Origin of the sequence: Cyanobium sp. HWJ4-Hawea (assembly GCF_024345815.1) — a bacterium.
Taxonomy (GTDB): Bacteria; Cyanobacteriota; Cyanobacteriia; order PCC-6307; family Cyanobiaceae; genus Cyanobium_A.
This window is the reverse complement of record NZ_JAGQBV010000036.1, coordinates 1-26027: the sequence shown is the minus strand read 5'-3', so window position 1 is coordinate 26027 and position 26027 is coordinate 1. Positions and strand designations below refer to the sequence as shown.

Annotated in this window: 29 protein-coding genes and 1 tRNA gene; 16 read left to right on the top strand and 14 right to left on the bottom strand. The window is 61.8% G+C overall.

Translation table 11 applies throughout. The features are described 5' to 3' along the window. The 3 genes from KBY58_RS09050 to KBY58_RS09040 form a co-directional block, all read left to right on the top strand. A partial coding sequence (locus KBY58_RS09050; protein ID WP_315858049.1) for a hypothetical protein occupies positions 1-253 on the top strand: 253 nt, incomplete at its 5' end. Positions 254-282: 29 nt separating this feature from the next. Then, the gene (locus KBY58_RS09045; RefSeq protein ID WP_255004025.1) at positions 283-648 is read left to right on the top strand and encodes a LexA family protein; all 366 of its coding nucleotides are present in this window, start codon (positions 283-285) and stop codon (positions 646-648) included. Positions 649-655: 7 nt separating this feature from the next. Next, positions 656-1960, top strand: coding sequence for a Y-family DNA polymerase (locus tag KBY58_RS09040; protein WP_255004022.1), 1305 nt, complete (start codon positions 656-658; stop codon positions 1958-1960). A gap of 13 nt (positions 1961-1973) precedes the next feature. Here KBY58_RS09040 and KBY58_RS09035 read toward each other — a convergent pair whose 3' ends face one another. Continuing rightward, complete coding sequence (locus KBY58_RS09035; RefSeq protein WP_254934002.1) at positions 1974-2219, bottom strand: hypothetical protein; 246 nt, start codon at positions 2217-2219, stop codon at positions 1974-1976. Between the two features lie 136 nt (positions 2220-2355). On the opposite strand from KBY58_RS09035, the gene KBY58_RS09030 reads away from it, so the two are divergent. After that, a complete protein-coding gene (locus KBY58_RS09030) occupies positions 2356-2625 on the top strand; it encodes a hypothetical protein (protein ID WP_255004021.1) in 270 nt (89 codons plus the stop codon). Here KBY58_RS09030 and dnaG read toward each other — a convergent pair. Then, a complete protein-coding gene (gene dnaG / locus KBY58_RS09025) occupies positions 2577-4685 on the bottom strand; it encodes a DNA primase (RefSeq protein WP_255004020.1) in 2109 nt (702 codons plus the stop codon). The genes KBY58_RS09030 and dnaG overlap by 49 nt on opposite strands. 61 nt (positions 4686-4746) lie before the next feature. On the opposite strand from dnaG, the gene KBY58_RS09020 reads away from it, so the two are divergent. Continuing rightward, positions 4747-5613 carry a DMT family transporter gene (locus KBY58_RS09020; RefSeq protein ID WP_255004018.1) on the top strand — a complete coding sequence of 289 codons (867 nt, stop codon included), beginning with the start codon at positions 4747-4749 and terminating at the stop codon, positions 5611-5613. Here the strand turns inward: KBY58_RS09020 and KBY58_RS09015 are convergent. After that, on the bottom strand, positions 5591-6085 hold the full coding sequence (locus KBY58_RS09015) for a hypothetical protein (protein WP_255004017.1): 495 nt from the start codon (positions 6083-6085) through the stop codon (positions 5591-5593). The genes KBY58_RS09020 and KBY58_RS09015 overlap by 23 nt on opposite strands. 21 nt (positions 6086-6106) lie before the next feature. Here KBY58_RS09015 and ruvA point away from each other — a divergent pair, with 21 nt between their 5' ends. The 3 genes from ruvA to KBY58_RS09000 all read left to right on the top strand — a co-directional run bounded on the left by ruvA (position 6107) and on the right by KBY58_RS09000 (position 7646). After that, entirely contained in the window at positions 6107-6769 is a 663-nt protein-coding gene (gene ruvA, locus KBY58_RS09010; protein ID WP_255004015.1) for a Holliday junction branch migration protein RuvA, read from the top strand. Between the two features lie 76 nt (positions 6770-6845). After that, positions 6846-7115, top strand: a complete 270-nt coding sequence (rpsO, locus tag KBY58_RS09005) for a 30S ribosomal protein S15 (protein WP_254933364.1) — start codon at positions 6846-6848, stop codon at positions 7113-7115. A gap of 36 nt (positions 7116-7151) precedes the next feature. Continuing rightward, positions 7152-7646: a PAM68 family protein gene (locus KBY58_RS09000; RefSeq protein WP_255004014.1), complete on the top strand. Its 495-nt coding sequence runs from the start codon at positions 7152-7154 to the stop codon at positions 7644-7646. Here KBY58_RS09000 and KBY58_RS08995 read toward each other — a convergent pair. The 9 genes from KBY58_RS08995 to KBY58_RS08955 all read right to left on the bottom strand — a co-directional run bounded on the left by KBY58_RS08995 (position 7643) and on the right by KBY58_RS08955 (position 18351). Then, complete coding sequence (locus KBY58_RS08995) at positions 7643-11173, bottom strand: DNA polymerase III subunit alpha (protein ID WP_255004013.1); 3531 nt, start codon at positions 11171-11173, stop codon at positions 7643-7645. The two genes, KBY58_RS09000 and KBY58_RS08995, sit on opposite strands and share 4 nt — an antisense overlap. 115 nt (positions 11174-11288) lie before the next feature. Further along, entirely contained in the window at positions 11289-12749 is a 1461-nt protein-coding gene (gene gatA / locus KBY58_RS08990; RefSeq protein WP_255004012.1) for an Asp-tRNA(Asn)/Glu-tRNA(Gln) amidotransferase subunit GatA, read from the bottom strand. A gap of 30 nt (positions 12750-12779) precedes the next feature. Further along, entirely contained in the window at positions 12780-13019 is a 240-nt protein-coding gene (locus KBY58_RS08985; protein WP_254933368.1) for a DUF1816 domain-containing protein, read from the bottom strand. A 73-nt stretch (positions 13020-13092) separates the two neighbouring features. After that, positions 13093-14802, bottom strand: coding sequence for a 23S rRNA (guanosine(2251)-2'-O)-methyltransferase RlmB (rlmB, locus tag KBY58_RS08980; protein WP_255004011.1), 1710 nt, complete (start codon positions 14800-14802; stop codon positions 13093-13095). Positions 14803-14820: 18 nt separating this feature from the next. After that, a complete protein-coding gene (locus KBY58_RS08975) occupies positions 14821-15204 on the bottom strand; it encodes a ribonuclease III domain-containing protein (protein ID WP_255004010.1) in 384 nt (127 codons plus the stop codon). Positions 15205-15238: 34 nt separating this feature from the next. Continuing rightward, positions 15239-15646, bottom strand: a complete 408-nt coding sequence (locus tag KBY58_RS08970; protein ID WP_409995740.1) for an STAS domain-containing protein — start codon at positions 15644-15646, stop codon at positions 15239-15241. A gap of 23 nt (positions 15647-15669) precedes the next feature. Further along, positions 15670-16833, bottom strand: a complete 1164-nt coding sequence (gene carA / locus KBY58_RS08965) for a glutamine-hydrolyzing carbamoyl-phosphate synthase small subunit (protein ID WP_409995739.1) — start codon at positions 16831-16833, stop codon at positions 15670-15672. A 3-nt stretch (positions 16834-16836) separates the two neighbouring features. Beyond that, positions 16837-17880 (bottom strand): anthranilate phosphoribosyltransferase, encoded by a 1044-nt coding sequence (gene trpD, locus KBY58_RS08960; protein ID WP_255004008.1) that lies wholly within the window; start codon positions 17878-17880, stop codon positions 16837-16839. A gap of 153 nt (positions 17881-18033) precedes the next feature. Continuing rightward, a complete protein-coding gene (locus KBY58_RS08955) occupies positions 18034-18351 on the bottom strand; it encodes a DUF3288 family protein (RefSeq protein ID WP_255004007.1) in 318 nt (105 codons plus the stop codon). A gap of 52 nt (positions 18352-18403) precedes the next feature. Here KBY58_RS08955 and KBY58_RS08950 point away from each other — a divergent pair, with 52 nt between their 5' ends. From KBY58_RS08950 to KBY58_RS08925, 6 genes are all read left to right on the top strand, one after another. Beyond that, positions 18404-20170, top strand: a complete 1767-nt coding sequence (locus KBY58_RS08950; RefSeq protein WP_255004023.1) for an ABC transporter ATP-binding protein — start codon at positions 18404-18406, stop codon at positions 20168-20170. Between the two features lie 57 nt (positions 20171-20227). Then, on the top strand, positions 20228-20905 hold the full coding sequence (gene msrA / locus KBY58_RS08945) for a peptide-methionine (S)-S-oxide reductase MsrA (RefSeq protein ID WP_255004006.1): 678 nt from the start codon (positions 20228-20230) through the stop codon (positions 20903-20905). 15 nt (positions 20906-20920) lie between these two features. Continuing rightward, complete coding sequence (locus tag KBY58_RS08940) at positions 20921-21214, top strand: hypothetical protein (RefSeq protein ID WP_254933375.1); 294 nt, start codon at positions 20921-20923, stop codon at positions 21212-21214. Then, the gene (locus tag KBY58_RS08935) at positions 21214-21381 is read left to right on the top strand and encodes a hypothetical protein (RefSeq protein WP_254933376.1); all 168 of its coding nucleotides are present in this window, start codon (positions 21214-21216) and stop codon (positions 21379-21381) included. Before KBY58_RS08940 ends, KBY58_RS08935 begins: the two co-directional genes overlap by 1 nt. Then, positions 21378-21707: a hypothetical protein gene (locus KBY58_RS08930; protein ID WP_254933377.1), complete on the top strand. Its 330-nt coding sequence runs from the start codon at positions 21378-21380 to the stop codon at positions 21705-21707. Before KBY58_RS08935 ends, KBY58_RS08930 begins: the two co-directional genes overlap by 4 nt. 12 nt (positions 21708-21719) lie before the next feature. Beyond that, positions 21720-21793, top strand: a tRNA-Pro gene (locus KBY58_RS08925). A gap of 92 nt (positions 21794-21885) precedes the next feature. On the opposite strand, the gene KBY58_RS08920 is transcribed toward KBY58_RS08925, so the two are convergent. Beyond that, entirely contained in the window at positions 21886-22650 is a 765-nt protein-coding gene (locus tag KBY58_RS08920; protein ID WP_255004005.1) for a 3'-5' exonuclease, read from the bottom strand. 177 nt (positions 22651-22827) lie between these two features. Between KBY58_RS08920 and KBY58_RS08915 the strand changes: the two genes are divergently transcribed. Together KBY58_RS08915 and KBY58_RS08910 are read left to right on the top strand one after the other, a co-directional pair. Then, the gene (locus tag KBY58_RS08915) at positions 22828-23286 is read left to right on the top strand and encodes a peroxiredoxin (RefSeq protein WP_255004004.1); all 459 of its coding nucleotides are present in this window, start codon (positions 22828-22830) and stop codon (positions 23284-23286) included. A 5-nt stretch (positions 23287-23291) separates the two neighbouring features. Next, positions 23292-24020 carry a DUF1350 family protein gene (locus KBY58_RS08910; RefSeq protein WP_255004003.1) on the top strand — a complete coding sequence of 243 codons (729 nt, stop codon included), beginning with the start codon at positions 23292-23294 and terminating at the stop codon, positions 24018-24020. On the opposite strand, the gene acs is transcribed toward KBY58_RS08910, so the two are convergent. Then, the gene (gene acs / locus KBY58_RS08905; RefSeq protein WP_255004002.1) at positions 24017-25996 is read right to left on the bottom strand and encodes an acetate--CoA ligase; all 1980 of its coding nucleotides are present in this window, start codon (positions 25994-25996) and stop codon (positions 24017-24019) included. The two genes, KBY58_RS08910 and acs, sit on opposite strands and share 4 nt — an antisense overlap. Positions 25997-26027 lie beyond the last annotated feature (31 nt).

The window sequence follows — 26027 nt, the reverse complement described above, 5'->3', positions numbered from 1 at the left end:
GCCATTATCGCCTAACTTCCTGGCCATGACAGGCAATCTTCAAGCCATCGGCTTTCTATTCAGCTGGGTGCTGGGCTGGGGCATTGGCGGCTCCTTGATCGATGCCGGCCTGATCAACGCCGGGATCTATTCCCTGGAAACCGGCCAGCTCGGCACCCTCACCACCTTCGTGATCTGGACGCTGGCTTGGGGCGCCGGCGGCTTCGCCCTCTATCGCCGCTTCACGGGTGGCAGCGACACCACACCAGAATAGTTCAAATGAACTAGCGTCGGTTTGCGTTGGTGCTGGGCAGCGGTGTGAACGACGGGGTGGACCGAGAGGGTGGAGAGGCAATAGGCATTGACCTGAACCAGGAATTGGTGCGCCACCGACAGGCCACCGTGCTGCTGCGGGTCAGCGGTGATTCGATGCAGGACGCCGGTATCCAGGGCGGCGACTGGCTGCTCGTAGACAGGGCCATGGCTGCCCACCACGGCCACATCGTGGTGGCCCTCCTGGCGGATGGTTTCACCTTGAAACGCCTGGTCCAAAGGGGCGAAAACTGGCTGCTGGTGGCCGCCAATTCCGCCTATCGAGATCTCCCCCTGACGGGCCGCGATGACGCACGGCTCTGGGGCGTGGCGACCCAGCGCATCCACAGTTTCTGAGGTTGGGATGGAGCCAAATCACCGCGGACCCAGGCCAGTTGCCGTAGCCCTGATCGATGGCAACAACTTTTACGCCTCCTGTGAAGCAGTGGTTGACCCCAGCGTGCTGGGAAGGCCCTTGGTGGTGCTTTCCAACAACGATGGCTGCATTGTTTCCCGCAGTCGCGAAGCCCGCTCCCTGGGCATCGCCATGGGGGTTCCCTACTTCCAAGTGAAGCGGAGTCTCGAGTGCCAGGGCGTATTGGTGCGCAGCTCCAACTACGCCCTCTACGCCGACATGAGCCAGCGGCTGATGGCCACCCTGGAGCGGTGGGTGGAGGAGCTGGAGATCTATTCGATCGATGAGGCCTTCGGCCAACTGCACCGCCCCCAGGGCGATGGTGATCTCAGCCAATGGGCCCTGCAGCTGCGCCATGCGGTGCAATGCCAACTCGGCCTACCGGTGGCGGTGGGGGTGGCCTCCACCAAGGTGCTGGCCAAGCTGGCCAACAAGCTCGCCAAGGGGAACCAGGCCCACGGAGGAATCCTTGACCTTGGGGCCATCGACGATCCCGACCCCTATCTAGAGGCGGTAGCCATCGAAGACGTGTGGGGGATCGGCCGCAAACTCTCGCGCTGGTGCCGGTTGAGGGGCGTTGCCGACGCCAGGGCCCTGCGCGACATGGCCAGCGGTGAATTACGGCACAAATGTGGGGTGGTGGGGGTGCGTCTGCAACAGGAGCTGCGGGGCGTGGCCTGTCTGCCACTCACGGTGCTGCCAGCCGCCAAAAGGGAAACCTGCGTGAGCCGCAGCTTTGGCCAGCCAATCCGCGAGCTGGGCCAGCTCAGGGAGGCGATCGCCACCTACCTGGCCCGGGCGGCAGAGAAGTTGCGCCAGCAACGCCAATGCACCGGCATGGTCACGGTGTTTGTACGCAGTAGCCCGTTCAATGGCACGAGCTTCTATAGCCGGGCTGCCACGGTGGGGCTGGCCGTGCCCAGCAACGACACCGCCGTGTTGCTGGCGGCAGCGCTGCCCCTGGCCGAGCAGCTCTTCCACCCCCACAAACCGCTGCAAAAAGCTGGGGTGCTGATGCAGCAGCTGGTGGGAGATGGGTTGTTGCAGCACCACCTGCTGGTCTCCTTATCGCCTGAACAACAACGCAAACGGGAGGTTTTGATGGCCACGATCGATGGCCTTAACCACCGCTATGGCCAGGGATCGGTGCAATGGGCGGCCTGTGGTCTCAACGCCCCCTGGCGCATGGGCCGATCCCGCCTTTCCAGGGCTGCCACCACCAAGCTCGAGGCCATTCCCACCGCCAGGGCCTAGCTGGATAGGGGGCTCAAGCGAGGGCCTGCTCGATCATCTCTGCGGTCACAGGGATGGTCTCCAACTCATCGGCGTTGTCTAGAAAAGCCTCAAAGGATTCATAACGCCTGATGCAGGGGGAAGCACCCGGGGCAGCGCAGGCTTCAGCCCAGGTGCCAGCCTCAGGCTTGACGGCCAAGTAGCCAGCAAGGGCTTCCTCAAGATCGCCGCCATCGCCGATGCCTTCTCCGTGCCAGAGCACCTCAAAAAAGGCCACAATTAAAGCTGATCAATAGAACCAAATGGTAGCCAGCAACGGGCGTTAAACCGCCCGCAGAAATACGGTTCTCCGTGCCCAGCGACACATCCCAAGCGCATAGATCGCGGTCAAGCTGGTGCTGTTGAAGTTGATATCCATGCGCGACGTTGTTTTTGATTTACACAGTGAGGAGCCGGGTCAGCTGAGGGCCTCCGCCCAGTTAATGGCTTCCACCCAGTTAATTGTGGCTGCCACATATCCCAGGATTGAAATCGAAGCGGCATCCCTCGAAGAACTGCAGGAAGAAGCCCGCGATGCCCTGATGCACCAACTGGGTGCCGCTTCAAACGCCTACAGGGTGCGACTAAACCGCAAAAGTCACTCGCCCCGCAGGTCGCCAGCCGCAGCCTGCACCACCCCTGCATAGCAGGCCCGGCGTCGGGCATCCAATTCCTCAAGGTAACGCCGTTCTTTGTAATAGAGCTCCTGAAAGCGCAGGGCGTCGCCATTTAGCTCTGCAAAGAGTCCTTCGATGCGGTTCTCCATGTCGCTCACCGGTGCCAGGCCGGATGGGGCTGCATGGGCCTCCTGCTTCTCGGTTTCCAGTAGCCGGGCGATGCAGCGCTCCAGGGTTTCCAAGCGCTGGCTGCTCCAGGCATCAAGCAGGTGGCGACATCGTTTCAGGCTGCGCTGGCGCTCTAGGGCCGCCGTGGCCCCCCGCAACTGCAGCAGGGGCTGGCTCAAGGCCATGCGCTGCAGCTCATTGGGTTCCAAAAGGGGCGTCAGACGGCTGAGCAGGGCGCTCTGCTCCACCAGCAATTGGTCGCTGAGCAGGTTGGGGAGATCCAGGTCCGCCAGCTCGTCACCGGGATCGCCACCCCGGTTGATCGCCTCAATGCGACCTGGGCCAAGGTTGTCCTCCTCAAGGCCACTGATCGCCGCCCAGAGCAAGCGGTGGTGCTGGAGGGCAAAATCCTCCACATCCCGTTGGCGCAATTCCCGGCGAATCGCAGGGCGATGGCTGGGGCAGTGCAAATAAAGCCGGAGCAGTTCAGCTTCAGCCCGCTCCCGCAGGCCGGCTTCTCCAGGCTGTTCCCATTTTTGAGAGCGGCCATGCCACCTCTGGCCCTTGACCTGTTGACGCAGGTCATCTTCGAGCTGCAGGGCCATGCGGGCCTGGCCGCCGGATAGGCGTTCCGCCACCCGCTGCAGGTAGTGGCTGCGAACGGCGCTCTGGGGCAGCTTGCCAAGCAGCACCACCAAGCTGGATACGGCCTGCTGAAACTGATCGGCCTTAGCCAAATCACGATCGGCCAGCACCTGCTCGATCTGCCAATCCAGCCACAGCGGCGCCTGATCCAGTAGGGAGCGGTAATCACCAGCGCCGTGGTCCTTGAGGAATTCATCGGGGTCCTTTCCCGATGGCAAATGGAGCACCCTCAGCTCCAATTGGCCCTGTAAGGCCAGCTGTTCCACCTCGCCAATGGCCCGCTGGGCCGCCCGCACCCCGGCCCCATCACTGTCGAAATTGAGGATCAGCCTTCGACCTTCGCAGCAACGGCAGAGCTGGGTGATCTGCTGGCTACTGAGGGCAGTGCCCAGGGATGCCACGGCATTGGTAATGCCGGCGGCGTGCAGGGCAATCACATCGAAATAGCCCTCCACCACCACGGCGCGATCGTCCTTGCGAATCGCACTGGCGGCCCGCTCCAGGCCGAATAGGTTCTTGCCCTTTTCAAATACCTCCGTCTCGGGGGAATTGAGGTATTTGGGCTCGCCGCCATCGAGGCTGCGGCCACCAAAACCAATCACCCGGCCCTGGCGGTCCCTGATCGGCACCATCACCCGGTGCCGAAAACGGTCGTAAAAACCCTGGCTGGTCTCACCGGAGCGGGCCTTGCGGGGCACCGCCAGACCCGCCGCCTCCAGGAGCTCAGGTCCCAAGCTGTGCACCTGCTGCAGATGGTTGAGCAGGCCATCCCACTGGTCGGGGGCGTAGCCCAACTCAAAGGCCTCCAGGGTTGCTTCGCTCAGACCTCGGGCCTCCCGCAGGTAGGCCAGGGCACCGGCCCCCTCCGGACTGCGCAGCTGGCCCCGAAACCAACCTGCCGCCAGGGTCAGAACCCTGTGCAGCTGCTCCCGTCGGGAGAGTTGCTTGCGCAGCCGTTCCTGCTGGGGGCCATCGAGGGTTTCGATCGGCAGTTGGTACTTGCGGGCCAGCTCCAGCACCACGTCGCTGAAGCTGTTGCGCTGAAGCTCCATCAAAAACTTGATGGAGTTACCGCCGGCACCACAGGAAAAGCAGTAGTAGAACTGCTTGGCCGGAGAAACCGTCATTGACGGTGAGGTGTCGTCGTGGAAGGGGCAAATCCCGACGTACTCCCGTCCCTTTTTCTTGAGCACCACGTGCTCGCCCACCACATCAACGATGTCAGCACGTTCCTTGACGGCCTCAATCGTGCGGGGGTGGAGACGGGGCAATCTCAAAGGCGATCAACCAAGCGAGGCAGGCCCGGATTCTGACCGGCGTCGCCTGGCCATGTTGCACATGGTGGCCAGCGCCTTCAGCTTCAGCCTGATGAGCCTCTGCGTAAAACAGGTGGGCACGCGAATTCCGGCCGCGGAAGTGGTGCTTGCCCGCAGCCTGCTGAGTGTGGTGCTGAGCTGGTGGTTGCTAAGGCGAGCAGCCGTATCGCCCTGGGGAAATCGCAGGGGCCTGCTGATTTGGCGCGGATGCGTAGGTACGGGAGCGCTGTTGTGCGTTTACAGCGCCCTTGCCAGCCTGCCCCTGGCCTCGGCCACGGTTTTGCAGTACCTCTATCCGACCTTTACGGGGGTGCTGGCCTGGGTGGGTCTTCGGGAACACCTCAGCAAGCGGTTGGTGGCGGCCATTGCCATCGGCTGGCTGGGCGTGCTGGTAGTGGCCCAGCCGGCGGCCCTGTTTGGCGGCTCCATGCCCCTACCGCTCATACCGGTTTTAGTTGGCATCTGTGGCGCCCTCCTAACGGCCATTGCCTACGTGAGCGTGCGCTCCCTGGCCAACACCGAGCACCCTCTTGTGGTGGTGTTCTATTTCCCTCTGGTTGCCCTGCCGATGAGCATCCCGCTGGTCTGGCTGGATCCGGTTCTGCCCACCCCTGTGGAGCTGATCTGGCTGGTGGGAGTAGGCCTTTTCACCCAGATCGGCCAGGTGTACCTGACCCGCGGAATCATGGCCCTGCCGGCGGCCAGGGCCACCGCCATCAGCTACGTGCAGGTGATTTTTGCTGGCCTATGGGGCTGGATCGTGTTTAGCGAAACAATCAACCGGTGGACCATCACCGGCGCGCTGCTGGTGATGGCTGCCACCCTGATCAGCCTGAGCAGTCCCCACCGCCCCGCCAACGGCGAACTCAAACCGGCAGGGGATCGGTGATCCATTGCTGGTTGCCTTTGTTTGGGCTGTCGGCATCGGCAGTTAGAGGATCCTGATCGCCGCGGGGTCGGGCCAAACGCCAGCTCTGGCCGCGCTCGCCCCGCTGCAGATAAATCTCGAAGGGGCTATCGACCCGCACGGGGTCACCGGGAAGGCGCCAATCAAATTGGCCCTCCACCCGCACGCCACGGCCAGCACCAATGGCCAGACCCTGCCGTTGCTCGACCCTTACCCGGCTCACCTCCGGACTGCCAGGGGGTTTCACCTGAAGCGCTTCGGCAATATCGGCCTGGGTAAGTTCTATCTGGAGCTTCAAAGCGCTTTGCACCACTGAAGTTGGTGGCTGGGAGCGCCCCTCGCAGCCAGCCAAACCCACGGCCAGCCCAAGGCAGAGCAGCCATGCCACCACAACCGCCAGGAGTCGGGTCGGGGGGCTGGAGCGCTGGGCAGGATCGGCTAGGGAGTGCAGCATGGGGAGCCATTCACTGCTCCCATGATCGGCTGGCTGCAAGGCGAACTGGCTGATCCGTGGCAGCTCGACAAGCGTTACGGGCTCCAACTGCGCTGCCAAGGGGTGGGCTACGACGTGCTGATCACCCAGAGGCAATGGCTGACATTGCCCCCAGCGGGAACAAATCTCAGCCTCCATATCCACCCCTCGATCCGGGAAGACGCCTGGACCCTATTTGGATTTGGCGAACGGCACGAGCGGGATTTATTTCGCGAATTAGTCGCAGTCAGTGGGGTAGGTCCGCAAATGGCCATGGGCCTATTGGGCACCCTGGAGCCGGCTGTCCTGATCAAGGCAATCGTCCATGCCGACCTGCGCCAGTTGACCCAGGCGCCTGGGGTCGGCAAGCGCACGGCCGAGCGCCTCGCGGTGGAGCTGCGCACAAAACTGCAACAGAGATATGCGGCATCACTCGATCCCTCGGGGCCTGAAGGCTTCGGCGGCGAGGCAGAAATTAGCGACGGTTCGGGCCCGGAGGGGAGCGATCGCGAGGCAGTGCAAATAACCCTGGGCGCCCTGGGCTACGAGGTGCTGGAAATCCACCGCGCCATCAGGGCCGTGGCGGGCATGGGCCTAACGGAAGCCCCGACTGCCGATGATTGGATTCGCGAATGCCTGCGCTGGCTTTCTCGCGAAGTGGCTTGACCGCTGGACGTTAAGATGTTGCATTGCACCGTAGGTTCCCGAAACGGGGCCCAGCCTGCGTTTTCTTTCCCAGCCCATGCCGCTCACCATCACCCAAAAGCAGGAACTGATCAACGGCCACCAAACCCACGGCACCGACACGGGTTCGGTCGAGGTTCAGGTGGCCATGCTCAGCGAGCGGGTAACCCAGTTGACTGGCCATCTGCAGAAGAACAAGCACGACTTCTCCTCCCGCCAGGGGCTGCTCAAGATGATTGGCCGCCGCAAGCGCCTGCTCGGCTACCTGCGGGGCATCAGCCAGGAGCGCTACTCCAAGTTGATCAGCAAGCTGGGCATCCGCGGCTGATCCCTCCCCGGAGTTCTGGCAATGGCCGGCAAAGGCATGGCTGGTAAAGGCATCGGAGCTACTGGCACCGGTGCCAGTAAGTCGGCACCAAAAACAACCAGGGAATCCAAGGCAAGCAAGGATCTCAAGGCCAGCAAGGCATCCAAGTCGCCTGGTCCCGCAAAGGTCAGGCGCCAGCCTGGTATTCCCGATGCAGTGGCGAATCGCATGGCTAGACGCATTGCCATCGCCACTGGCATCCCCACCTTGATGGGTATGGGGGTCTTTATCGGCAGTTACCTGCTGGTTACCCGCCAAATCGTTGAATTGTCCACAGGCGTAACCCTGACGGCATCGGGGGGATGTTTTTTGCTGGGTGTCCTTGGCCTCAGCTATGGAGTGCTCTCCGCCAGCTGGGAGGCCGAGCCAGGGACCCTTCTAGGAAGCGAACAAATCGGTGTGAACATCAGCCGAATCCGAGGCTCAATTCGGGCCATGAGAGATCCTTCAAGGCCCAATCCAGCTTCTATGCCGAAGCCAGAAGACCGCTAGGCCGCAACAAGTGGCGAAGTGATGCGGGCCTGGAAATCCGCCGAAGTGAGCGTGCTGAGGGCAGCGTTGACATCACCCACACAAAATTGAGGGCCAAGCCTCACAAAGCGGGTCTGATCCTCAAAACGCACCAGGGCGACGACCGGGACCCTTGACCCCACCTCATCCTGGGGGGGCCGGTGCTGGTGCAGGCATTCGCGCAGCCGGTGCTGGATGGCAATGTCAGCGGCCTGGTCTGCTGGTAGCTCCACCATCAGCAGCTGGAGGTCATCGATGCTGCGGCAGTCATCGACAATCAATTGGACCCGCTCATCGCGGCGGTCGACCGAGGCCCACACAAGCAGCCTGGAATCCACCATCAGGTGGTCGGCAAGACGGGCGTAGGACTTTGGAAACACCACGGCCTCGCAGCTGCCGGTGAGATCTTCTAGCTGTAAAACAGCCATGCGATCGCCCTTGCGGGTGGTGACCTGGCGAATCTCCGGCACCATCACCACTGCGCTGACCTTCGACTTATCCGCACATTCATCCAGGCTGCCCAGGGAAATCGGTGAAAGCAATTTCACCTGCTTGGCCAGCTGTTTGAGCGGGTGATCGGAGAGATAGAAGCCCACCAATTCCTTCTCGAGGCGCAACTTTTCAGTGGGGGGGTAATCACGAACCGGCGCCGCCTTGGGGGCAGTGCTCAGGTCGCCCACGACGCTGGTGGGGACACCGGAATCGGGGCCAGAGCTCAGCAAATCAAACAGATTGCCCTGGCCGCTTGCCCGATCCTTGGCCCGCGAACTAGCCCAATCAACCACCAAATCCAAATCGGCCATCAATTGGGCACGATTCGCTCCTGGCTCAAGGCTGTCGAGGGCACCGGAGTGAATTAAGGCCTCCAGGGCCCGACGGTTTAATTGCTGGCCAGGGATGCGATCACAAAGTTCTGCCAGGCACACAAAGGGGCCATCCGTCTGGCGGGCCTCAATCAGCTGGCGAATCGCCCCATCGCCCAAATTGCGCACTGCGGAAAGGCCAAAGAGGATTCGATCACCGACCGGGGTGAAGTCGATGCCGGAAGCATTCACATCCGGGGGCAACACCTCAATACCCATGGCATTGCAGTTTGCGATGTAACGCTGAACCTTGTCACTGGCACCCGCATTTACCGTGAGTAGGGCGGCCATGTAGGCCACTGGATAGTGGGCCTTTAGGTATGCGGTCTGATAGGTGACCGCACCGTAGGCAGTGGAGTGACTCTTGTTAAAGCAATATTCTGCGAACAGAACCATTTGCTCAAAAAGTGACTCTGCCACCTGGGAATCCACACCCCTTGCCGTAGCCCCGTCAACAAAGAGGCTCTGGTGCTTTTCCATCTCACTTTTCTTCTTCTTACCCATGGCCCGGCGCAATAGATCGGCCTCGCCTAGGGAATAGCCAGCCAGGTCCTGGGCGATCCTCATGATCTGCTCCTGGTAGACCATGATTCCGTAGGTTTCTTGAAGAATTGGCTCCAACTTTGCGTGGGCAAATTCAATGCGCTCGCGGCCGTGCTTGCGGTTGATAAATTTGGGAATCAGACCCGCATCCAAGGGGCCAGGGCGGTAGAGAGCCAAAATCGAAGATATATCTTCGAGAGATGAGGGCTTGAGATCGCGCACGATCTGGCGCATGCCACTCGATTCCAACTGGAAAATACCCTCCAGATCACCCCTCGCCAAAAGCGCATAGGTGCCTTCATCGTTTAGGGGAAGGGCATCAGGATCAACCCTTAAACCACTACTTTGCTCAACCAAATCGACTGTTTTGTCGATCATGGTGAGGTTTTTAAGGCCCAAAAAGTCCATTTTCAACAGGCCCATCGACTCCACATCTTCCATGAAGTATTGGGTGATCACCTGACCGTCGTTGTTGCGCTGGAGGGGCACCAGCTCATCTAGGGGCTCAGCTGCAATAACGACACCGGCTGCGTGGACCCCGAAGGTCTTGTTAGTGCCCTCGATGCGCATGGCCATGTCAACCCAGCGGGTTACCTGGGGATCAGACTCATACTTTTCGCGGAATTCAGGCGCAGGAGATTCGGCCCCAATCATCTCCTTGAGCTTGGCGGGCTTACCGCGCACAACCGGAATTAACTTGGCAAGCCTGTCGGCGTCGCCATAGGGAATATCCAACACCCGCGCCACATCCTTGAGCACCGCCTTCGATGTCATCCGGTTAAAGGTGATAATCTGGGCCACCTTTTCTTCGCCGTAGCGCTGGGTGACATAGTCGATAACTTCGCCCCGCCGCTCGATACAGAAATCCGTATCAATATCAGGCATGGACTTGCGTTCCGGATTCAGGAAGCGCTCAAACAACAAACCATTCAGCACCGGATCGATGTTGGTAATGCCCAGGGCATAGGCCACCAGTGAACCGGCAGCAGATCCCCGGCCAGGGCCCACGGGGATGCCACTTTCGCGGGCAAAGCGAATGTAATCCCAAACTACAAGGAAATAGGTGGGAAATCCCATCTGCTCCATCACCTGCAATTCAAATTGCAGGCGGCCACCATAGGTAGGGTCAAAGGGCTGATCAGCTGCCAAACCCAGGCGATCGCGAAGACCTAGCTCGGTAACCTCAGCTAGGTAACTAACCGGGGTGTGGCCTTCCGGAATTGGGAAATGGGGCATCTGGTAGCGACCAAGGATGTCGTATTGCTCTACTTTTTCAGCCACCCTGACCGTATTTGCAACCGCCTCTGCCACCACTTCTGGCTCGAGGTGATCACCAAATAGGGCCAACATTTGGGCCCCATCCTTGATGTATTCGGTGCCGGTATAACGCAACCTTTTCTCATCGCTTATCAGCTTGCCCGTGAGCACACACAACAGGGCGTCGTGGGCCTCCACATCATTGGCACTGAGGTAGTGGGCATCATTGGTGGCCACCAGGGAGATACCAAGGTCAGCCCCAATCTTGGCGATCTCCACGTTGACAATTCGATCCTCAAGCCCGCCATGGTCTTGGATTTCTAGGTAGAAATCATCGCCAAACACATCCCGATACCAACTAGCCACCTCCCTAGCCACATCGGGCCTTCCCCTCAGGATTGCCTGGGGAATCTCACCACCGAGGCAGGCCGTGGACACAATTAGCCCTTCGCTGTATTGCTGAAGCAGTTGCTTGTCGATACAGGCCCGCGAAAAGATGCCCCTGCCACGCATGCCCCGCAGGTGGCTGATGCTGGTGAGCTTCACCAAATTGCGGTAGCCCTTGGCATTCTTGGCAAGAACCACCAGGTGGTAACGCCGCTCTTTTTTTTGCTGGGGGTCATCAATCGAGCCATTGATGACATACATCTCATTGCCGATGATCGGCTTGATGCCCGCCTTTGTGCAGAGCTTCAGCAGCTCAATGGCGCCGTACATCACGCCATGGTCAGTTAGGGCAAGGGCGGGCATGCCCAGGGCCACCGCCCGATCGACCATGGCCGGCAACTGGCTGGCCCCATCCAGCAGGCTGTAATCGCTGTGGTTGTGGAGGGGGACGAACGCCAAGGCGCAAGCTGCAAGCCGGTTGGGCACCAGGCTAAGGGGGCGACCCAACATCCAGTGTGCAAGCTGGCAAATCTGCTAAAAGTACGCCAGTGGTGGGGTCAGGCTCCCTTTGGGGCTAGGGCACCAGGGCAGCCTTGGGCCGTTGTGCCATCACCTTGGCCGCCAGCTCGTATTGGTGGGCAACCTGCAAAAGGCGCGGCTCCTCCAGCACTCCGGTGATCAGCTGCAAACCGATGGGCAGTCCCTGGGAATCAAAGCCACAGGGCAGGCTGATGGCCGGCAGCCCAGCCATGTTCGCGGGGATGGTGAGTAGGTCTGCCAGGTACATGGCGAGGGGGTCCTCGCTGTGGGCGCCAAAGCCAAAGGCGGTGGTGGGGGAGGTGGGGGTGAGCAACACATCAACAGCAGTGAAGGCTCGATCAAAATCCCGACGAATCAGGGTGCGCACCTGTTGGGCCTTCTTGTAATAGGCATCGACATAGCCAGCGGAAAGGGCGTAAGTGCCAATCAAAATGCGGCGCTGAACCTCATCTCCAAAACCCTCGGCGCGGCTGAGGGCTGTCATTTCCGCCAAACTCTGGGCCTCGGCAGTTCGGTAGCCGTATTTGACCCCGTCGTACCTGGCCAGGTTGGCGGAGGCCTCAGACGGGGCAATCACGTAGTAGGTGGCAATGCCGTCGTTGAAACGGGGGCAGCTGACATCAACCAGCTCACAGCCCAGGCTTTGCAACTGGTCGGCGGCAGCCAGCACGGAGGCCTTCACCTGGGGATCTAGCCCCTCCGCTTCGAAGCATTCCCGCACCAGCCCAACCCTCAGGCCCAAAACCGGCGTATCCAAACCAGCCCTGTAATCGGGTACCGGCGCCTTCAAGCAGGTGGAGTCACGGGGATCTTCCCCAGCAATCACCTGGAGTAGCTCGGCCGCATCGGCTACGGAGTGGCTGAAGGGGCCCACCTGGTCCAGGGAACTGGCGAAGGCCACCAGCCCGTAACGGCTTACCCGGCCATAGGTGGGCTTGAGGCCCACAACACCGCAGAAGGCCGCTGGTTGACGGATCGATCCCCCGGTGTCGGAGCCCAGGGCCCCCATACATTCGCCGGCGGCTACGGCTGCGGCGCTACCGCCCGAGCTCCCCCCGGGCACCTTTTCCGGATTCCAGGGGTTGCGGCTGGGGCCAAAGGCCGAGGTCTCGGTGGAGCTGCCCATGGCGAACTCATCGAGGTTGGTTTTCCCCAATAAAACCGCACCTGAGCGCCAAAGACGCTCGGTGACAGTGGACTCATAGGGGGCAATAAAATGCTCCAGCATCCGGCTGGAGCAGGTGGTGCGGATGCCCTGGGTGCAGAGGTTGTCCTTGATGGCAAGGGGGATCCCAGCCAAGGGAGGAAGGGACTCCCCCGCTGAGCGCGCGCCATCAATGCGATCGGCATCGGCTCGGGCCCGTTCCGCCGTAACCTCCAAGAAGGCATGGACAGTGGGATCGACCGACTCGATGCGGGCCAGGTATTGGTCAGTTAGCTCTCGGGCAGAGACTTCGCCCTTAGCCAATTGCTGACGCCATTCGGCGATCCCCATCCAGCTTCAAACCAGGTGAACTGGACGCTATCAGCCGGGCTCGGTGAGCGGCTCGCTGCGGCGCTGACGAACCACGGTGTATTCCAGTTGGCCAGGGGCTTCAGCGCGCAGATCGCTGAGGAAAGCAACCAGGTTGCTCTCCAGGGTGCTGCGGCTCAGAAAGGGTCCGAACCAGTAGATGACATCAGGGGACTTGGTTTCGACCCGCGCCCACCATGCCAAACCCAAACCATTGGCGCAGCTCCGTGCGGGCCAAAGTAGGGGATTCATGGACCAAGGGCGATTAACTATCCATTCTGCCCGGAGGAGCCACCCAAAATCGCCCAGGTGCTCAAAGCTGGATCTAGGGCTGGGTCGCCTCGATGGGGTTCTGGCCCTCCAAAGTGTCTAGATACGCCATCTCATCGAGATTCGCCTCGGCCAGCAAATCGCTAGGGGATGAAAAATCTTTATATTCCTGGCCATCTGCCTCCGCCTTTGAAGGCAGCTGGGGCCTGACGATGCGGGGGGCTGGCTGGGAACCACTAAGGCCCTTCATCCAGCCGCGGCGGGCAACCTCGTACAGCAATAGGGCGGTCGCCACGGAGGCATTGAGACTGGGGGTGGCTCCTCGCAATGGAATTCGCACCAACTGGTCGCAATTGCGGCGGGTAAGCATCGAGAGCCCATCACCCTCCGAACCAGTCACGATCACAAGGGGCCCCTCCAGGTCAGCCTCCTCCAGGCTCACAGTGCCCTCTGAGGCCAATCCCACGACCCTGTACCCCTCTTGCTTTAGGGCATCAAGGGCACGGTTCAAATTGACAACCCGGGCAACGGGAAGGTGTTCGAGGGCGCCTGCAGCCACCTTGGCCACCGAACCGGTTAGGCCGGCACTGCGCCGCTGGGGCAGGACCAGGCCATGGGCGCCGAGCGCCTCGGCGCTGCGCACGATGGCGCCAAGGTTATGGGGATCCGTCAGACCATCAGCGGCCATCAGCAGGGGAGCTTCGCCCAGGTCAGCACAGCCCTCCATAAGGGTTCGCAGATCGAGGGTTTCAGCAGCTGCAGTCTGGAGGGAGATGCCCTGGTGCACCGCTCCGCCCGTGAGCTGGCCTAGGCGGGCCCAGGTGACCTCCTCGACCAGAACGCCAGAGGACTTGGCCTCGCGCAAGAGCTGTAAAAACTTCGGACTAAAGCGCATCTCCGGCGTACACCAGATGCGATGGATCGGACGGCCACTCTCCAGAGCCGCCAGGGCCGAATGCCTACCCCAGACAAGATCGGGTGCGGACTCGGGTCCGTGCCGCTCCGACTCACCGGAGCTGGGAACGGAATCGGCCTCAACAATTAGTGGCCTAGGGCGGAAGGGCTCTCGGGTTTGAAAACGACCCTGGCGATCTGGGCGATCACGGCGCTCCGGGCGGGCCTGGCGCTCCGGGCGGGCCTGGCGATCACGGCCATCGAAGCTTGGCCTGGCAGCGCCCCTATAACGGCCCACATCGGGGCGGCCCGCGGGGGGCCTAGGCGTAAAGGGTCGGGCCGGATAGGGCCTGTCTGAATTGCTTCGATCTGAATTGGGCCGAGCTGCATTCGTCCGACCTGAAGTTGGCCGACCTGCATTGGGCCGGTCGCCGTAGGGTCTGTCCTCAAATCGGCGGCCCCCAGCCCGACCACGGTCGCCAGTGGAGCGGTCGTTGCTGGAGCGGTCGTAACTGGAGCGGTCTGAACTAGGGCGATCGGAGCCACTGCGATCAGGACGTTTGCCGTCAAAGCGTCTCTCTCCGTAGGCCTTGCCCTCGTAGCGGGGGCGATCCCCCCTGGGGAAACGGTCGGTGAAGGAGCGCTCCTCCCTGCTGCCCCCTCGACTATCCGGACGGCTATCTGGACGTGTACCCGGACGACTGTCAGGGCGCCTATCAGGCCTGCGGTCGGGCCTGCCCTCCGGTCTGCCCTCAGATCGACTCTCGGCCCGCCGGGCGCCCCCATCCCGTGAGCCCCCATCCTTGCCGCGACTCCATTCAGGCTTGGGGCCACTGAAACGGGAGGGGCGGCCATCAAAACGTGGGCTCATGACAAATCGAGACAGAGGTTATGGATCGTTCTCCTTCAAGTGATCTAGCAGCTCGGCCAACCGGGCTGGCTGGTGAAGGAATAGCCAGCCCAGCAAGGTCTCCAAACCAGTGGCAGCTCCGTAGGCCCCCGGATCGCCATTGCGTGGCCCACGGCCGGCCCGATTTCGCCCCCTGCGCACCAGATCCTTCTCGGGGTCGGAAAGCAGGCAATCCAACCGCTCCAGCACAAGGGCCTGGGCAGAAGCCTTGACCTCCAGCACCACCTCGGCATGGGCGTGCTGGGTCTTTGTGGGGGTTCGGCAACGCTGCAACCGCTGGTGCAATTCCCAAACCGCATCGCCAAGCCAGGCCAGCTGGAGGGGCCCTAGCTCGCCTTGGGAAGCAAGGGCTTCACGCCCCATAAGCCAATCCGTAGAGACGGATCCGGCTGGGGAATCAGGCGGCGAGCTGACCAAGGGCCGTGTCGAGATCGGGCTGGAGATGCAGGAACTCTTCCAGGCGAACCAATTTCACCGTCTGGGCAACCCGGGTATTGCCCACAACAACAAACGGCTGCTTTTCGCCATTGCATTGCTTGGCCAATTGCACCAGGGCCCCCAGGCCCGAGGAATCGATGAAATCGATATGGCTCAAATCAAGCAGCATCGGCATGGCCGCACTGCGGTGGGTGGCCACAAAATCTCCAAACTGCTTGTCGGAATAGGCATCAAGCTGGCCCGTAAAGCGAAACAGCTGACAGGTGGCCTGCTGCTCGAAACCTCCCCTGAGGGAAACCGTCAGTCGTTGCAGGTCGTTGATCGCTCCCTCTCCGCAATTTGCGCTGGGGCGAAGTGTAGGGAGCAAATTTGAAGCTGCAGGCCCCACTCCTACCGACGCTGGGCCATCAGGTCGACAAAACGACTGAAATGGTGGTCGGCGTCGTGGGGGCCAGGGCTGGCCTCCGGGTGGTACTGGACCCCAAATACCGGTTGCTCTCGCATCGCCAGGGCTGCCACCGTGCGGTCATTGAGGTTTAGGTGGGTGATGGTGACCAGATCAGCGTCCAGGGAGCTTGGCTCCAGGGCAAAACCATGGTTTTGGCTCGTAATCTCCACCTGCCCCGGGCTACCGCAGGGGTGGTTCAAGCCTCGATGGCCGTAGCCGAGCTTGAAGGTGGTTCCGCCCAGGGCCAATCCCAGGATTTGGTGGCCCAGGCAGATGCCAAAAACGGGGAGGTTGGGCTGAAGCAGCAAACCCTTCGCCAGGGCAATGCCTCCATGGACGGCAGCTGGATCCCCGGGCCCATTTGAGAGGAATACCCCCTCGGGCCCGCAGGCCAGAACCTGCTCCAAGCTGCTGGCGGCAGGCAAAACAGTGACTTCACAGCCATGGGCCACGAGCCGCTCGAGGATGGCCCGCTTGATGCCGAAATCAATGGCCACCACCTTGTAGGGCGTGGCTGGCTGGCTTTGGTGGCGGGCATCAAAGGCGGCCGCACAGGGCTTTGTCCAGTGATAGGGCTGGCCAGTGCTGACCTGCTCCGCCAGGTTGAGTCCGGCCATTGAAGGCGCTGAACGCACCCTCTCCAGCAGGGTGGCAGCAGGGGTGCCATCGCTGCTGATGGCACCATTTATGGCCCCGCCATCACGCAGGTGCCTAACCAGGGCCCGGGTGTCAACGCCATGGATACCCACAACTCCATGGCTAGTCAGCCACTGGGGCAGGTCACCCTCAGCACGCCAGTTACTGACGCTTGGCGAAATGTGCCTGGCAATTACCCCCCGCACATGGGGCTGGTCAGCCTCCTGGTCTACGGAATTGACCCCTGTGTTGCCTAGCTCCGGATAGGTGAAGGTGACCAGCTGCCCCGAATAGCTGGGGTCAGTCATCACCTCCTGGTAACCGGTCATGCCGGTGTTGAAAACCACTTCACCGATGGCCGTACCGGTGGCACCAAACGCCTCACCGCGCAACACGGTGCCGTCGGCCAACACCAACAGGGCCGTAGCTGGGGGCTCACTCACAGGGGCTGAAATGGGGCACAGATCCATCAATCATCCCGCAGAGGCAGCGGGCAGGGCCTGGCGCAGGGCCAGCAGCTTTTGCCAGCCCGCACCGCTCTTGAGGGCCTGCTGGGCCAAAGGGAGTGCTGCCGCCACGCTGTCTGCCAAACCAGCCGCCCAGAGAACCAGCGCGGCGTTGATGGCTATTACGTCGGTCTGGGCCTGGCTGCCATTGCCCATCAATACGGCCTTCATGATCGCCATATTTTCGGCCAGATCACCGCCAGCCAGGGCGCTAATGGGGGCCCTGGCCAGACCCAGGGCCTGGGGATCCAGCTGCTCGGAGCGCAACTGCCCCCCCTCCACAAGGCGCAGTTGGTTGATGCCCGAGAGGGAGGCCTCATCGAGGCCGCCATCACCAAAAACCACCACGGCCCGTTCCAGCCCGAGTAGGGCAAGGGCTTCTGCCATCGGATCCAGCAGGTCGGCCCGGGCCACCCCCAACACCTGCCGTTCGGGCCGCAGCGGATTCACCAAGGGCCCCACCAGGTTGAAAACCGTACGGACCCCCAGGGTCCTGCGCAGGGATGCCAACCCCACCAGGGCTTGATGCCAGCCGGGGGCAAATAGGAAGGTGACGCCCACATCTGGCAGGGCCGCAACCACATCAGCCTGGGGGGCCTGCAGGTTGATGCCCAGGGCCTCGAGCACGTCGGCCGAGCCAACCCTGCCGCTGGCACTGCGATTTCCCGCCTTTGCCACTGCGGCTCCGCAGGCCGCCGCCACAAAGGCCACTGCAGTCGAAATATTGAAGCTGTCGGCACCATCGCCGCCCGTGCCGCAGGTATCCACCAGGGCCATGGGGGGGCGGCCAGCGGGGATGGGGCAGGCCTGGCGCAGCACCTGGGCCATGGCGGCCAACTCCGCACCGGTCGCCCCCTTTGCGCGCAAGGCAGCCAGCAGGGCTCCGGTCAAAACCGGCTCAATCTGCTGATCAAGCCAGCCCTGCATCAGGGCTGTGGCCTCGGCGGTGTCTAGGTCATCACCTTCTATTAATTGATTGAGCAGAGGGGACCAAGCCGGGGTGGTTGCCATAGCCAATGAGGAGGTTGCCTAGGGGTTACCTAAAATTTGCCAGAAAAAAGCCCGGGTGCAGAGCACGCCGGGCCGGGTGATGGGGACAACTCCACTATTACCCGAAGAGGGCAAATTTGGCGATGTCTGGGGACGCTTTTTTGAAAAATTTCCCTAGGAACCCTCCTGATCAGAGGTGTCAAAACCCGATCCCACCGCCTCCGCAGGCGCGGTGAGGCCCATCGCATGGGGCCCGAATCCAGCGGCCCAGATGGCCCTGGTTTGGCTGTGCAACGACTCCCGATTGAGCCCCCAAAGCCGCAGGGTTTTTGCCAGGTCCTCCTGGAGGTCTCTGGCGCCTGGGAAGCCCTCGTAGCGCATTAGCAACCTGGCCGCATCCACCAGATGCTCATCGGCCGGAGACTCGACCGCCAGCAAACGATCCACCAGATCGCGGTCCTTTGCGTATAGGGGGTGGCTTTGCTCAGGCATCGCTGCAGGGGATTCGGATCCCTAGGTTGGCCCCAGTGTGACGAACTCCAGCGTGGGGGCCTATCGGGTTGATCTGATCCGGCGCTATTTGCGCCCCCACAAAAAAACGGTGCTGCTGGGGGCCATGGCCCTAGTGATCGTCAACGTGCTCAGCGTTTCAATCCCCCTGCTGGTGAGGCGGGTAATCGATGAGCTGAGCAACGGCTTCAGTCTGCAAACCCTGCTGCACCAGGCCCTTTTGATCGTGGCTCTGGCCACCTTGATGGGTGGATTTCGGCTCTTGTCACGAATGCTGGTGTTTGGGGTGGGCCGCCAGGTGGAGGCCGATCTCAAGCAGCAAATATTTGATCACCTCCTCAAGCAGGAACCAGGCTGGGTTCAAACCACCGGCAGTGGTGAGGTGATCAGTCGAGCCACCAGCGACGTGGAAAACGTGCGACGGCTGCTGGGCTTTGCCGTTCTCAGCCTCACAAACACAGCCCTGGCCTACGCCCTGACCCTGCCAGCCATGCTGGCGATCGACCCCTGGTTAAGCCTGGCGGCCGTTGGGCTCTACCCCCTTATGCTGCTGGTGGTTAGCCTTTTCGGCGGCCGGATGATGGGCCAACAGAGGCGCCAGCAGGAAGCCCTGGCCTCCATGAGTGACCTGATCCAGGAAGACCTCTCCGGCATCAGTGCGATCAAGATCTATGGCCAGGAGGGCACCGAACAATCGGCCTTTGCCTCCCGCAATCGCAGCTATCGGGATGCGGCACTAAACCTGGCCCGCACCCGCAGCACCCTCTTTCCCCTACTGGAGGGAATCTCTTCCGTAAGTCTGCTGTTGCTGCTGGCCCTGGGCAGTGGCCAACTCGAATCGGGCAGGTTGTCGATCGGCGACATCGTCGCCCTGATCCTGTTTGTGGAGCGGTTGGTCTTCCCAACGGCCCTGCTTGGCTTCACCTTGAACACCTTCCAAACGGGGCAGGTGAGCCTGGAGCGAATCGAAGAACTGCTGGACCGCCAACCGCAGATCGTCTCGCCGCCCCAACCAATAGAAGTTGCCGAATTGGGGCATGGAGCCATTCAGGCCCGGGGCCTGACCGTTACCTACCCAGGAAGCAGCAGGCCGGCTTTGCTGGATGTGAGCTTTGATTTGCGGCCAGGGGAGCTGGTGGCCGTGGTGGGACCGGTGGGCTGCGGCAAGACCACCCTGGCCCGGGCCCTCGGCCGCATGGTGGAGGTGGCGCCAGGTTGCCTTTGGCTCGACGGATGTGATGTCACCCACCTGGCCCTTTCGGAACTGCGCCGCCGGGTGGCCCTGGTGCCCCAGGAGGGTTTCCTGTTCACGGCAACCCTCGCCGACAACCTCCGTTACGGCGACCCAAATGCCCCCGACAGCTCGGTGGAGAGTGCGGCTCAGCAGGCCCGGTTAGAGGGGGATATCAAGGGCTTTCCCGATGGCTACCAAACCCTGGTGGGCGAGCGGGGAATCACCCTCAGCGGTGGCCAACGCCAGCGCACCTCCCTTGGCCGGGCCCTGCTGGTGGATGCACCCCTACTGGTACTAGACGACGCCTTGGCCAGCGTTGATAACAACACAGCCGCAGCAATTCTGCGCACCATTCGGGCTGAAAAGGGAAGGCAGTTGCAGTCACGCACGGTGTTGATGATCAGCCACCAACTCACGGCCGCCGCCGCCTGTGATCGAATCCTGGTGCTCGACGGGGGACGCCTTGTGCAGCAGGGTCACCACAGCGAACTGGTGGATCAAGTCGGCACCTACCGGCGCCTCTGGGAGCGGGAACAGGCCAGCGAACAATTGCGCGCCGCCAGCTAGGCCTGCCTAGGCTCAGGCCCTCACTTGATTTGCCCAAATAGGGGCTTATTGGCCACCATGAGCTCTCCCTTGCATGCCGTGCTGGGTACGCCAATCAATACGCCCCCGGGCCCAGGCCAAGGGGAAGCGGTTTTTGGCTGTGGCTGCTTTTGGGGAGCGGAAAAGGGTTTTTGGCGGCTGCCAGGGGTATTCAGCACCGCCGTGGGCTATGCCGGAGGCCATCTCGAGAACCCGAACTACGGGCAGGTGTGCTCGGGACAGACCGGCCACAGCGAGGTGGTGCGCGTCGTTTGGGACACCAACCAGGTCGACTTCAGTGACCTGCTCAAGCTGTTTTGGGAATGCCACGATCCCACCCAGGGGGATCGCCAGGGAAACGACCGGGGTAGCCAGTACAGATCAGTGATCTACTTAAACAGCCCGGAGCTGATGGCGCTGGTTGAGGCCAGTAGGCAGGCCTATCAATCCCTGCTCGACCAGGCAGGCCTAGGCAGCATCACCACCGAAGTGAAAGCCGATCAACGTCTGTATTACGCCGAGACCTACCACCAGCAATATCTGGCCAAGCCGGGTAGTCGTCCCTACTGCTCCGCCCAACCCACGGGCCAAAGACTCAGCCAATTCGAGGGTGCCAACTTCAAGCTTGATCCAAGGGTCTGGGAGCACTACGACTGGGCCGTTTCCCACTGCGTGTTGAGGGGAGACAACAGCCCGATCCGATTGGCCGTGGCCTAGGCGGCAGAGGCCTTGATGTTTGCCCTAGCTGCCATTTCCACGATTGCCATGGGCTCTCCCTGGTGGGAGGACTACGGCAAGAGCGAAATCTTTTTGTGCCCAAACCAGCTGAGCCTGGTAATCGAGCGCAATGATGTTCAGGCCTCTGTCCTGAGTGGTCGCTTCCGCACCACCCTGTTCCGTGAGCAATCGGATCTCCCCGGCCTGCGCTTCGGCGATGACCAAATGCGCCTGATCCTCAGGGGTGATGTGCTCACCATGGAGGAGCGAAACAACCGTTTCGACTGCATGCGCAGCCAGGAGGTTTGATGAATCCCTTACCCGACCGCGTGGCGATTGTGGGCATCCTTGCCACCCTGGGCATCTGCTTTGCCCTGGTGTTTTGGTTTGTGCGGCTAAATCCCGCCACCGATCCGCCCATGCAATGGCGTGAGCAGCCCACCAGGCAATCTGGAACCTCGGGGCAATTGCTGTGAGTAGTAAGTCGAAGCGCCAACTCCACCCACTGCCGAAGGGTCTGGTGGAGCTCTACGGCCTGCTGGCCGTTTTGTTTGTGCTGGTGCCTGAGTGGATGGCCGATGGCGCCATGCTGGGCTGGCTGCGGAGTCGGGGCCAGGCAAATCTGCCTCCAGCTGCGGCTGCCTGGCGAAGATTGCCGGAGTTGAAGCTGGCCTCCATGGACTTCGCCCAGCTGCGCCAGCTGGCCAAGAGCTGCCGCCTTCCTGGCTACGCCAGTCTCAGTCGAGATAGGTTGAGTGCCCGGCTCCTGCGGCGGCTGAAACGTCGTAAAGCGCTGTGGTAGCTTCCTTCTTGCCGGGGCGTAGCGCAGCTTGGTAGCGCACCACTTTGGGGTAGTGGGGGTCGCAGGTTCAAATCCTGTCGCTCCGATTCAACCGGTTTTAAATCCCACCAGACCGGCTTCCCATGCCGGTTTTTTTGTGCCTAACCCCTCCCCTGGCCAAGGAAGCGGACTGGTCCGCCTAGGCGGCGGCTGAATTTGCGCTGTCGACTGCATGCACAGGAAATGGCAAGGCCCCAGCCTCCCGCTCGCTGAGGCGACGGCTCCAGGCCTTCGGCACCGGATCGTTCCAGCGAAAACCAGCCTCCTTGGCGCGATGGCGCTCGCCATAGCTCAGTTGGGCACAAAACAATTGGCGGGGCTCGAGGGCGGCAGCCAGCAACTCCTCCAGCTGGGGACAGCGCTCAAATACCTGCACCAAGTAGATGCAGTCGGTAAGGGCTCGATGGGCGGCCCAGACAGGAACCCCATAGGCCAGGGCCAAATCCCGCACCGAGGGCGTAGGACGCAGGTGACGGTCGGCTGGCCACTTGATGTCCTCCATGGAGCAGATCCAGGGCTTGTCGATATGGGGCAAGGGGGCCTGGCCGAACCACTGGCGATCAAAGGCGACGTTGTGGGCCAACACCGCATCGGCCGCGGCGAGCATGGCCTCAAAGCAAAGCAAACCCGCCTGCCATGGCTGGCTTAGCCGGGTTACCTCAGCCGCAATGCCGTTGACATGCTCGGCTGGGTTGCTGCTGGCTGGCATCAGGAACGACACCTGACTGAGCACTGCCCTGCTGGCCACGTGGAAGAGAACAGCACCCACCTCTATGCACTTGCCCCGCGAAGGATCCAGGCCAGTGGTCTCGGTATCCAGCACCAGGAGCAGTTCGGGCACAGGGGTTTGCTCCGGCATGGTGGATTGCACGGGCAAGGGGGTTTGCTCCGGCACAGCAGGCATCGGTGCCTCAACAAGTAGCGCCTGCAAATCGTTTTGTTCCCAAAAACTGGGTTGCTCCCCCATCCCAGTAACCAGAAGCTCTATCCCATCTTCCCAGGCGGGGCAAGCCCCATCTACAAAATCGAAACTGCCTAGGGTTGTAGCCACCCAGTTCCTTGAAGCAACCAGCTGCAGCCCATGGCCCTAAGCGTCGGTGATACTGCCCCCCCGATTGCCCTGCGCGATCAAAACGGCGAAGAGCGCCGCAGTGACCAACTAGACGGCAAGGCCCTGGTGCTGTTTTTCTATCCGAAGGACGACACCCCCGGCTGCACGATGGAGGCCTGCGCCTTCCGGGATAGCTACGCGGATCTACGGGCCATGGGAGCTGAAGTCTGGGGCGTAAGCGGCGATGACCAGGCAAGCCACCAACGTTTTGCCAGCCGCCACCAGCTGCCCTATCCCCTGCTGGTTGATGCGGGGCAGCGCCTGAGGAAGGCCTTTGGCGTGCCCAACGTGCTCGGGCTGCTGCCCGGTCGAGTCACCTATGTGATTGATGCCAATGGCGTGGTGCGCCACATCTTCAACAACCTGCTGGATGGTCCGGCCCACCGCAATGAGGCCAAGGCGGCCCTGCAAAAGCTGTTGTCCAACTAAAAAGCATGGGCCGTTGGCGCCAACAGGGGGATATCTGGTTGCTCGAGCCCTCCCTTGGCTCGGCCATGGGCACCATTGAATTCATTGGCGGCAGCTATCTGGCCGCCAAACCTCAACTCAGCTATCGCCGAATGCTGGAGGCCCTGGGGGAGCAGGGCTGGCGGCTGGCGGCCTGGAGCTATGTGCCGGGATTTGACCACCAAGCCCAAGCAAATCAGGCTTGGCGGAAATTTCGACAGCTAAAAGCAACGGGTTACCACCGCGACCCCCAACAGCCGTTGATGCGGTTGGGGCACAGCCTGGGCTGCAAGTTGCACCTGCTTGCCCCAGACGGTGGCAGGGGCTGTAGCGGCCTGGCGGCCCTGAGCTTCAACAATTTCTCAGCCGAGCGCTCCGTTCCCCTGCTGGCCGAAATGGGACAGCAATTTGGCTTTCGCAGTGAATTCAGCCCCTCACCAGCTGAAACCCTGGAGCAGGTCGCCCAGCACTACGGCCAGGCCCGCAACCTGCTGGTGCGTTTTTCTAAGGATTCGATCGACCAGAGCATGGGTCTCCTGGAGGTGTTGCAATCCCGCCCTAACGATCAATCGACGCTCAAAACACTTGCTGGCGATCACCTCACGCCCGCAAGTGCGGGGCTGCGCCAAAACCTGCTTGGTAGCTGGGCGGATGATCCCAAGAGGCAAGCGGTAATAAACGAGCTCTGTCAGTTGATTAGGGGCTGGTCTTCCTAAACCCGCAGGGCGTCGAGCACGGAACGATCCTCCAGGGTCGAGGTGTCACCCTTTATCTCCTCCCCTGCGGCGAGGGAGCGGAGTAAACGGCGCATGATCTTGCCGCTGCGGGTTTTGGGCAAGGACTCGGTGAACTGAATCCGATCGGGCCTGGCGATCGGGCCGATTTCCTGGCCCACGTGGGTGCGCAGCTCTGCAATTAGGGCTTCATCACCGGTTCGCCCCGATTCCAGGGTGACAAAGGCCACGATGCCCTCCCCCTTCAGCTCATCGGGACAACCCACCACGGCCGCCTCGGCAACGACCGGGTGGCTTACCAGGGCCGATTCAATCTCCATCGTGCCCAGGCGATGGCCGGAGACATTGATTACGTCGTCCACCCGACCCATCACCCAGAAGTAGCCATCCCGATCGCGGCGGGCCCCATCGCCGGCGAAATAGATGGCGGAGCCGTCGGCCGGGCGAATCTCCTCCCAATAGCTCTTGCGAAAGCGCTCGGGATCACCGTGCACTGTCCGCATCATTCCCGGCCAGGGCCTGCGAATGGCTAGGTAACCACCCTGATCCGGGCCCTGGGAATTGCCCTCGTGGTCGACGATGTCGGCGGCAATACCAGGCAAGGGCAGGGTGGCGGAGCCCGGCTTAGTGGCCGTAGCCCCCGGCAGGGGACTGATCATCACGCCACCGGTTTCGGTCTGCCACCAGGTATCGACGACCGGGCAGCGGTTACCACCGACCACATCTCGATACCAAATCCAGGCCTCAGGGTTGATCGGTTCCCCCACCGTGCCCAGGATCCGCAGCGAAGTCATGTCGTGTTGATCCGGCACTTCGCGACCGCCCTTCATGAAGGCACGAATCGCCGTGGGTGCTGTGTAAAAAATGGTGCAACGGTGCTTTTCGATCACCTCCCAAAAGGCACCTGGTTTGCTGGGCCTGGGTGCCCCCTCGTACATCACGGTGGTGGCCCCGTTGGAGAGGGGCCCATAGACGATGTAGCTGTGGCCAGTGATCCAGCCCACGTCGGCCGTACACCAGTGGATGTCGTCCTCGCGGATATCGAAGATCCACTGGAAGGTGAGGTGGACCCAGAGGTTGTAGCCCGCCGTGGTGTGGACCACGCCCTTGGGTTTGCCGGTGGAGCCGGAGGTGTAGAGCACAAACAGGCGGTCCTCGCTGGCCATCGGCTCAGCGGGGCAATCGGCACTCTGGGCGTCGACAAGCTCATGCCACCAGTGGTCCCGCCCGCCGACCATGGCGGCGCCCTGTTGGGTGCGGGCCACCACAAGCACCGCCTCAACGGATGGCACGGCGCCGTTAGCCAGGGCCTCATCCACAGCGGGCTTAAGGGCCACGGCCTTGTCCTTGCGGAAGCCGCCATCTGCTGTGATCACCGCCTTCACCTGGCCATCAACCAGCCGATCGCGCAGGGCCTCGGCGGAGAAGCCGCCGAACACAACCGAGTGGGGTGCACCAATGCGGGCACAGGCCAGCATGGCAATGGCGGCCTCAGGCACCATTGGCATATAAAGAGCGACACAATCGCCCTTGCTCACCCCCAGGGCCTTCAGGGCATTGGCTGCCTTGCAAACCTCGCGATGAAGTTCCCGGTAGCTAAAGCTGCGCCCATCGCCGGGCTCCCCCTCCCAGATCAGGGCGGTCTTGTCAGCCCGCGGACCGGCCAGATGCCGATCTAGGCAATTAAAGGAAAGGTTGGTGCTGCCGCCCTCAAACCAGCGGGCAAAGGGGGGATTGCTCCAATCGAGCACGGTATGGAATGGCTCGAACCAATGGAGTTCCTGGCGGGCCAGATCTCCCCAGAAGCGATCTGGATCGGCCTCGGCCTGGGCCACCATGGCGCGGTAGGCCTCGATTGAGCCGATGCGGGCACCGGCGGCCAAGGCCTCGGGTGGGGCAAAAAGTCGCTGCTCCTGCAAAACCGATTCGATCGTGGAACTCGAAGCGGCATCACTCATGGCAGCGCTGTTGATCAATATTTAGGGATAA